This window comes from Streptosporangium sp. NPDC000095 (assembly GCF_042899335.1).
GTDB lineage: Bacteria > Actinomycetota > Actinomycetes > Streptosporangiales > Streptosporangiaceae > Streptosporangium.
This window is the reverse complement of the sequence record NZ_JBIAZS010000040.1, coordinates 1-6,019: the sequence shown is the minus strand read 5'-3', so window position 1 is coordinate 6,019 and position 6,019 is coordinate 1. Positions and strand designations below refer to the sequence as shown.

5 protein-coding genes are annotated in these 6,019 nt (G+C 69.6%); 1 reads left to right on the top strand and 4 read right to left on the bottom strand.

Annotated features, from left to right (window positions below; all coding sequences use genetic code 11):
- Positions 1-161: 161 nt before the first annotated feature.
- Genes ACFY3V_RS39610 through ACFY3V_RS39595 form a run of 4 tightly spaced genes read right to left on the bottom strand, consistent with a single transcriptional unit; the run spans position 162 to position 4,534 of the window.
- On the bottom strand, positions 162-1,373 hold the full coding sequence (locus ACFY3V_RS39610; protein ID WP_389780459.1) for a glycoside hydrolase family 68 protein: 1,212 nt from the start codon (positions 1,371-1,373) through the stop codon (positions 162-164).
- Entirely contained in the window at positions 1,370-2,194 is an 825-nt protein-coding gene (locus ACFY3V_RS39605; protein WP_389780457.1) for a carbohydrate ABC transporter permease, read from the bottom strand. The genes ACFY3V_RS39610 and ACFY3V_RS39605 overlap by 4 nt, the downstream gene beginning before the upstream one ends.
- Positions 2,191-3,159, bottom strand: coding sequence for a sugar ABC transporter permease (locus tag ACFY3V_RS39600; protein ID WP_362901179.1), 969 nt, complete (start codon positions 3,157-3,159; stop codon positions 2,191-2,193). The genes ACFY3V_RS39605 and ACFY3V_RS39600 overlap by 4 nt, the downstream gene beginning before the upstream one ends.
- 7 nt (positions 3,160-3,166) lie before the next feature.
- Positions 3,167-4,534, bottom strand: coding sequence for an ABC transporter substrate-binding protein (locus tag ACFY3V_RS39595; protein ID WP_389780454.1), 1,368 nt, complete (start codon positions 4,532-4,534; stop codon positions 3,167-3,169).
- Between the two features lie 142 nt (positions 4,535-4,676).
- Between ACFY3V_RS39595 and ACFY3V_RS39590 the strand changes: the two genes are divergently transcribed.
- Positions 4,677-5,738 (top strand): LacI family DNA-binding transcriptional regulator, encoded by a 1,062-nt coding sequence (locus tag ACFY3V_RS39590; protein ID WP_362901175.1) that lies wholly within the window; start codon positions 4,677-4,679, stop codon positions 5,736-5,738.
- The last annotated feature ends 281 nt before the right edge of the window (positions 5,739-6,019 follow it).

The window sequence follows — 6,019 nt, the reverse complement described above, 5'->3', positions numbered from 1 at the left end:
CCTACCTCCCCCCCCGCGGGGGGGCCGTGCCCCCCCCCGCCCGCCCCCCCCCGCCCCCGGGCCGCGCACCCGCCGCGCGGACAGTATCTTAAAGGCCCCCCCGCGGGGCGGCCCCGGCCCGGTGCTCCCGCCGCACGGCGGGAGCACCGGGCGGCGCGGGGTCATGGGAGCGTCCCCGCGCCGCTCTCGCGTCCCCGCGCCACGGAGGCGTTCACCCCGTCGAGGGTGAGTTCGAGGACCGGCGCGTTCGTCCCGCCGAAACCGGCCCTCGCCTGCGTGGCCGGGATCCGCATCGGATCCTCGCCGCCCGTGGACGGGTAGTTGAGGAAGCTCACCACCCGAAGATCGGGCAGCACCAACCAGGCGTACGCCTGATCGGGCTCGCTCTCGGGGTTGCCGACCACCAGCCCGGAGCCGTTCAGCGGCTCGTACGGTCCGGTGAGGCTCGGGGCCACGAAGCCGTACAGGCCGGTGGGCGCCGACCTCGGGGGATGGAACGAATGCCGGTGCGTGCAGAAGAAAAGGTAGTACGAGGACCCGTGCACGACGATGTGCGGTCGTTCGATCTCGTGATTGACCCCGTCGGCCACCAGCAGTGGCGGCCGGAGCGACCAGCCGTCAGGCGCCGCGTCGGCGAGGGCCACCGCGCCCGTGTAGCGATCCTCCCAGGCGACGGAGGCGGCGACGAGAAGGTGTTCGCGCCCGTCGGCGGGATCACGGAACCAGCCGGGATCGCGAAAGGCCCGGATCTTCCCCGGACCCCCCTCGACGTCGTCGGCGGGCAGATACGTCCGGCCGTCCGAGCTCAAAATCTCCCGGTGCTCGGCGTGCGGTTCCAGCACGATCCGGTCGCCGTCGGCGACCAGCCGGGCACGTGCCTCCACGACACGCTGGACGAACGTCGGGCGCGCCTCGCCTCGCCGGCCGGCGGCCGTGTAGAACACCGACACCGTGCCGTCGGGTCTGCGGACCGCCGACCCCGACCACTCGCGGCTGCCCGGCGAGGCGCCGTCGGCGAACGCGTGCCCCAGGTCCTTCCAGTCGTCGCCGTCCTTGGCGAGCAGTCGGACGCGAGCGTGGTCGTGGCGGTCCTCGGGATGACCGGCGGCGGGTGCCGACAGACCCATCCACAGCTCGTGGCCGAGAACCGTGGAGGTCGAGCCGTCCTCCTCCTGGATCGGCCACAGGTCCCAGACGTCGTCGTGCGGCAGCACGCGCGGCAGGGCCACCGGACCGACGACCGGCGCCGTCGTCGCGGGAGTGTCGGTGAGCAGGGCGAGATGGCGCCGGTCCCAGCGCGCCGGCCGGCCGTCGCCGTGTCCGGGCGATCCTGTCTCGGTATCCGTGCCGAGCAACGACATGACGTGTGTCATCCCTTCAGGGAGCCCTGGAGCAGAGCCGTGACGAACCGGCGCTGGAAGATGAGAAAGATCAGCAGCGTGGGAGCCAGGATGAGCAGCGACCCCGCGCACAACAGCGGGATGTCGGTGCCCCACTGTCCCTGGAAGGCGCCCAGCGCGCCGGACATGGTGCGCTGCAGCGGGTCGTCGACCAGGACGATGGCGAGCAGGAACTGGTTCCAGGTCCACAGGAACAACAGGATGGCGAGCGACGAGATCGCCGGCATGGCGAGCGGGACGTGGACGCGCCAGAACAGCTGCCACACGTTCGCCCCGTCGATCCGCGCGCTCTCCGACAGTTCCTCGGGCATGTTCACGAAGTGCGCGCGCATCCAGTAGACGGAGAACGGCATGAACAGCCCGATGAGCGGAAGGATGATCGCCCACCTGGTGTTCAGCAGGCCCATGTCGCGCACCTGGTAGTACAGCGGGGTGATGATGCCCTCGAAGGGCAGCGTCAGCCCGAACACGAACGCGAGGAACACCACGTGCTGTCCGGGGATCCGCAGGTGGCCGATGGCGAATCCCGCCATCGTCGCGATGATGAGCGCGAGGGGGACCACCCCGAGCACGATGAGTGTGCTCGACTTCAGCAGCTCGCCCATCCGCGCCACCTGGAAGGCCTGGACGAAGTTGCCCCACTGCGGGTCGCTCGGCCAGGAGAGTCCGAGCGGGTAGGTGCCCGACGGGTGCAGCGCCGTGACGAACAGGCTGACGAACGGCAGAAGGGTGACCGTCATCAGCAGGACGAGCAGCACCCTTCCCGTCCACGCCTCTCGATATCCGGTGATCATGTGGACCTGTTCCTGGTGAGCCACTGGATGGGAAGGGCGAAGATGAGCACGAGCAGCATCAGCACGACGGCGAGTGCCGAGGCCGTTCCCACCTGCCGGTCGGAGAAGGCCAGGTAGTAGATCTCCAGGCCGGGGACCATGGTGGCGTTCCCCGGCCCGCCCTGGGTCGAGATGTAGATGATGTCGAAGCTGGCGAGGGCGGCGATCACGGTCACCGTGACGCAGACGCCGATCTCCTGCCGCAGGCTGGGCACCGTGATTGAGAGGAACTCCCGGAGCGGCCCCGCGCCGTCCAGCCGGGCGGCCTCGTACAGCGATATGTCGATCTTGCTCATGCCCGCCAGGAACAGCAGGGTGCACAGGCCGAGGAGCACCCACGCGCCGATCACCCCGACCGCGGGCAGCGCGGTGGAGAAGTCGCCCAGCCAGGCGCGGGTCACGCCGTCGAGACCGGCGTAGCCGAGCAGCTGGTTGATCAGACCGGTCGACGACAGCAGCCAGCTCCAGGCGATGCCGGCGGCGACGAGCGGGATGACCTGCGGCAGGAAGATCACCGTTCTCGCCACGAGCGCGAGCCGGCTGGTGGCGATCCGCCGGATCGTCGAGGCGATCACCAGGCCCAGCACGACCGGGATCGCGCTGAAGAACACGATCAGCTCGAAGGCGTTCACGATGGAGGCGAACAGGTCGGGGTCGAGGAAGACCTTCGCGTAGTTGTTCAGGCCCGCCCAGGTGGACGAGCCGATGCCGTCCCAGGTGTACAGCGAGTACTGGAAGGTCAGGAGGATCGGCCGCAGGACGAAGACCACGTAGAAGGCGAGCGCGGGAACGACGAACAGCCAGCCGATCCAGCGCCGCGGGCGGAGCCCCGCCGATCGGGCGGGGCTCCTCCTCCTCGTCACGGCCTTCGGCCCGGACCGGGTCCCGGCGAGATCGACCGCCGTGTCGGGAGTCGGCCGTGCCATGGCGTGCTCAGCTCCCCTCGACCTGACTCTGGTAGTCGCTCTGCACCGACTTCAGCAGGCCTTCGGGGGTCTGCTGTCCGCCGACCAGCTTCTGCAGCTGCGGGGTCCAGCTCTTGGCGTAGATCGCGCCGGTGGCGTTGGCGATGAAGTCCATCGCGCCGTTGTCCTCACCGATCTTCGCTCCGGCCGCGAGCGTGCTCGCCGTCACCGTGTCCTGGGCGAGGGGCGGCATGTGAGCGTCGGCGGGACCCATGGGGTGCGATCCTCCGACCTCCACGGCGATGTCGCGCGCCTTCTGGTCGCTCGCCACCCAGTTGAGGAAGAACGCGGCACAGTCGGCGTTCTTGGCCTGGGCGCCGATGCCGAAGGTGAGGGGAGCCGACATCGCGGCCAGCTTGCCGCCCTCCTGCGCGGACGGCATCAGGAAGAAGCCCACGTCGCCGGGCATCTGCTTGTCGAGGTTGCCGGACTCCCAGTCGCCGTTGAACATGAACAGGCCGTCACCGCCGATGAAGCGGCTCATCATCGTGGCGTAGTCGACGGCGTTGACGTCCTTCCAGAAGGATCCGGCCTTGATCCAGCGCTCCAGGTGCTGCGCGGCCTGGAGGTTCGTCGGCGTGTCGATCGTGGCGTCCGGCTTCTGGAAGATCCAGTCGTTGATCGGCCCGGCCGTGCCGTAGGCGGCCATCAGACCTTGCAGGGGGAACGCCAGCCCGCCGGTGGCTCCTCCGTTGAACTGGGCGATCGGGGTGACGCCCTCCTTCTTGGCCTTCGAGATCGCGTCGTCGAGCTCCGCCAGGGTGGTCGGCGGGGACGACATCCCGATCTTCTCGGCGAGCTTCTTGTTGTAGAAGACGCCGGTCATGCTGAAGTTGAGCCCCATCGCGTACAGCGACCCCTCGCCTCGGGTCTTGCCCCCGGGACCGAGGCGCAGCTGCGCGAGCTGGGACTCCGGCCAGGCGTCCCAGCCGAAGACCTTCGCGTAGTCGTCGAGGTTCTTCAGCAGGTTGTTCTTGACGAGCTCGGAGACCTGGGGGAGCCGCATGAGGTCCGGCGGGTCGTCCGCGAGGACACGCGGGGCGTTCTGCGTGATCACCGCGAACTGGTCCTCGCGGATGTTCCACGTGACGTTCTTGTGCTGCGCGGAGAACTCGGTGGTGAGCGCCTTCGGCAGGGGGAAACCGGTCTCGAAGTAGGCGTTGATCGTGATCGGGTCGGTCCCGCAGGTCGGTGCGGCCGACAGCGGCGTACTGCTTCCTGCGGCCTCCGGCTGCGGCGCGTTGTTGTTGCCCGGTGCGGCGCAACCGGCGGCCAGCGTCCCCCCCAGGACGACCATGAGCACCGCCCGGCGATGAGGGCTGAATCGACGCGGCATATGCGTCTCCTTGGTTGATCGGGAACTCGCCGGCAATCCGCCGGGTGTCCTGGGAACTCATTTGCTAAATCGGATTAGCAATGCGGTAGTCTCACCACACGTATAGCTGGCTGTCAACCCTCACAACGTGGGAGGTCTCTCGGTGAGCCCAAAGCGGGTCACACTGGCCGATGTCGCCAAGATAGCCGCTGTCTCCACCACCACGGCATCGCTCGTCCTGTCCGGCCGAGGCCGTGAGCTGCGCATATCCCAGGACGTCGAGCAACGAGTGCTGAAGGCCGCCGAGGAGTTGCAGTATCGGCCCAACATCGTTTCCGTGGGGCTGCGCACGGGCACGACGCGGACCATCGCCTTCGTGTCCGACACGATCGCCACCTCACGGCTCGCCGGCGACATGATCAAAGGTTCTCTCGAGGCCGCCAGGGAACGCGGCGTGATGCTGTTCATCGGTGAGACCGAGGGAGACCCCGAGCTCGAACGCGCCCTGCTGCAGGCCATGCAGGACCGTCAGGTCGACGGGATCATCCTGGCCTCGATGTTCACCAGGACCATCAAGGTGCCGAAGACGATAACGGCCGCTCCGGCGGTCCTGCTCAACGCGCTTCCCAAGCAGCCCTCTCCGCTTTCCTCGATCATCCCCGACGAGGTCGAGGCCGGTCGCACCGCCGCCCGCCTGCTGCTCAAGGCCGGCCATCGCGACGGCATCCACCTGGTCGGCGCCGGCCCCGGGATGCGCAACGTGCCCGCGGGAAGTGTCGCGGCCGTGGAACGGCTCGCCGGCATTCGCGAGGTGCTGGGCGAGGCGGGCGTCAAGATCGCGAGCGGGCGGGTCTGCCCCGACTGGCAGCCGGAGTACGGCCTCGACGCCACCCGCGCGATCCTGGAGAAGGGGCGCCCGCGCGCGTTGATCTGTTTCAACGACAGGATCGCGCTCGGCGCGTACCAGGCGCTCAGCGACCACGGGCTGAGGATCCCGCAGGACGTCTCGGTGATCTCGTTCGACGACCACCCCCTCGCCTCGTGGATGCGGCCCAAGCTCACCACGGTGGCCCTCCCGCACTACGATCTCGGCCGCAAGGCGGTGGACGTGCTGTTCGCGGAGATCGGCCGTCATCGTGACGGCGGGGCCGGTCGGCAGAGCGAGACGCACCGGGTCCCGATGCCGCTGCGCGACCGCGAGTCCGTCGCGCCACCGGGAGTCTGAACCGCGCGAATCCGTGGGGTCACGTCCTCGGGCGGGCGAGGCGAGGCGGCGTGAGCCGCCGCCGATCAGCGCCGCACCCCGGGTGCGGGCGCACGAACTCTCCCACATCCGGGGGAGGTGCTCACCGGCCAGGCGGTTCTCCCGAGATGCCCGCGGGGCCCGGGGGGCGCCGGGGGGGGGGGGGGCGGGGCCCCCCGGGGCGGGGGGGGGGGGGGTTGGGGTGGGTGGGGGGGGGGGGGGGGGGGCCGCACCCCCCCCCCCCCCCCCCCCGAGTAAAAAAG

Coding starts and splice junctions, on each gene's coding strand:
- ACFY3V_RS39610 (WP_389780459.1), bottom strand. CDS start 1,373: ATGACACACGTCATGTCGTTGCTCGGCACGGATACCGAGACAGGATCG.
- ACFY3V_RS39605 (WP_389780457.1), bottom strand. CDS start 2,194: ATGATCACCGGATATCGAGAGGCGTGGACGGGAAGGGTGCTGCTCGTC.
- ACFY3V_RS39600 (WP_362901179.1), bottom strand. CDS start 3,159: ATGGCACGGCCGACTCCCGACACGGCGGTCGATCTCGCCGGGACCCGG.
- ACFY3V_RS39595 (WP_389780454.1), bottom strand. CDS start 4,534: ATGCCGCGTCGATTCAGCCCTCATCGCCGGGCGGTGCTCATGGTCGTC.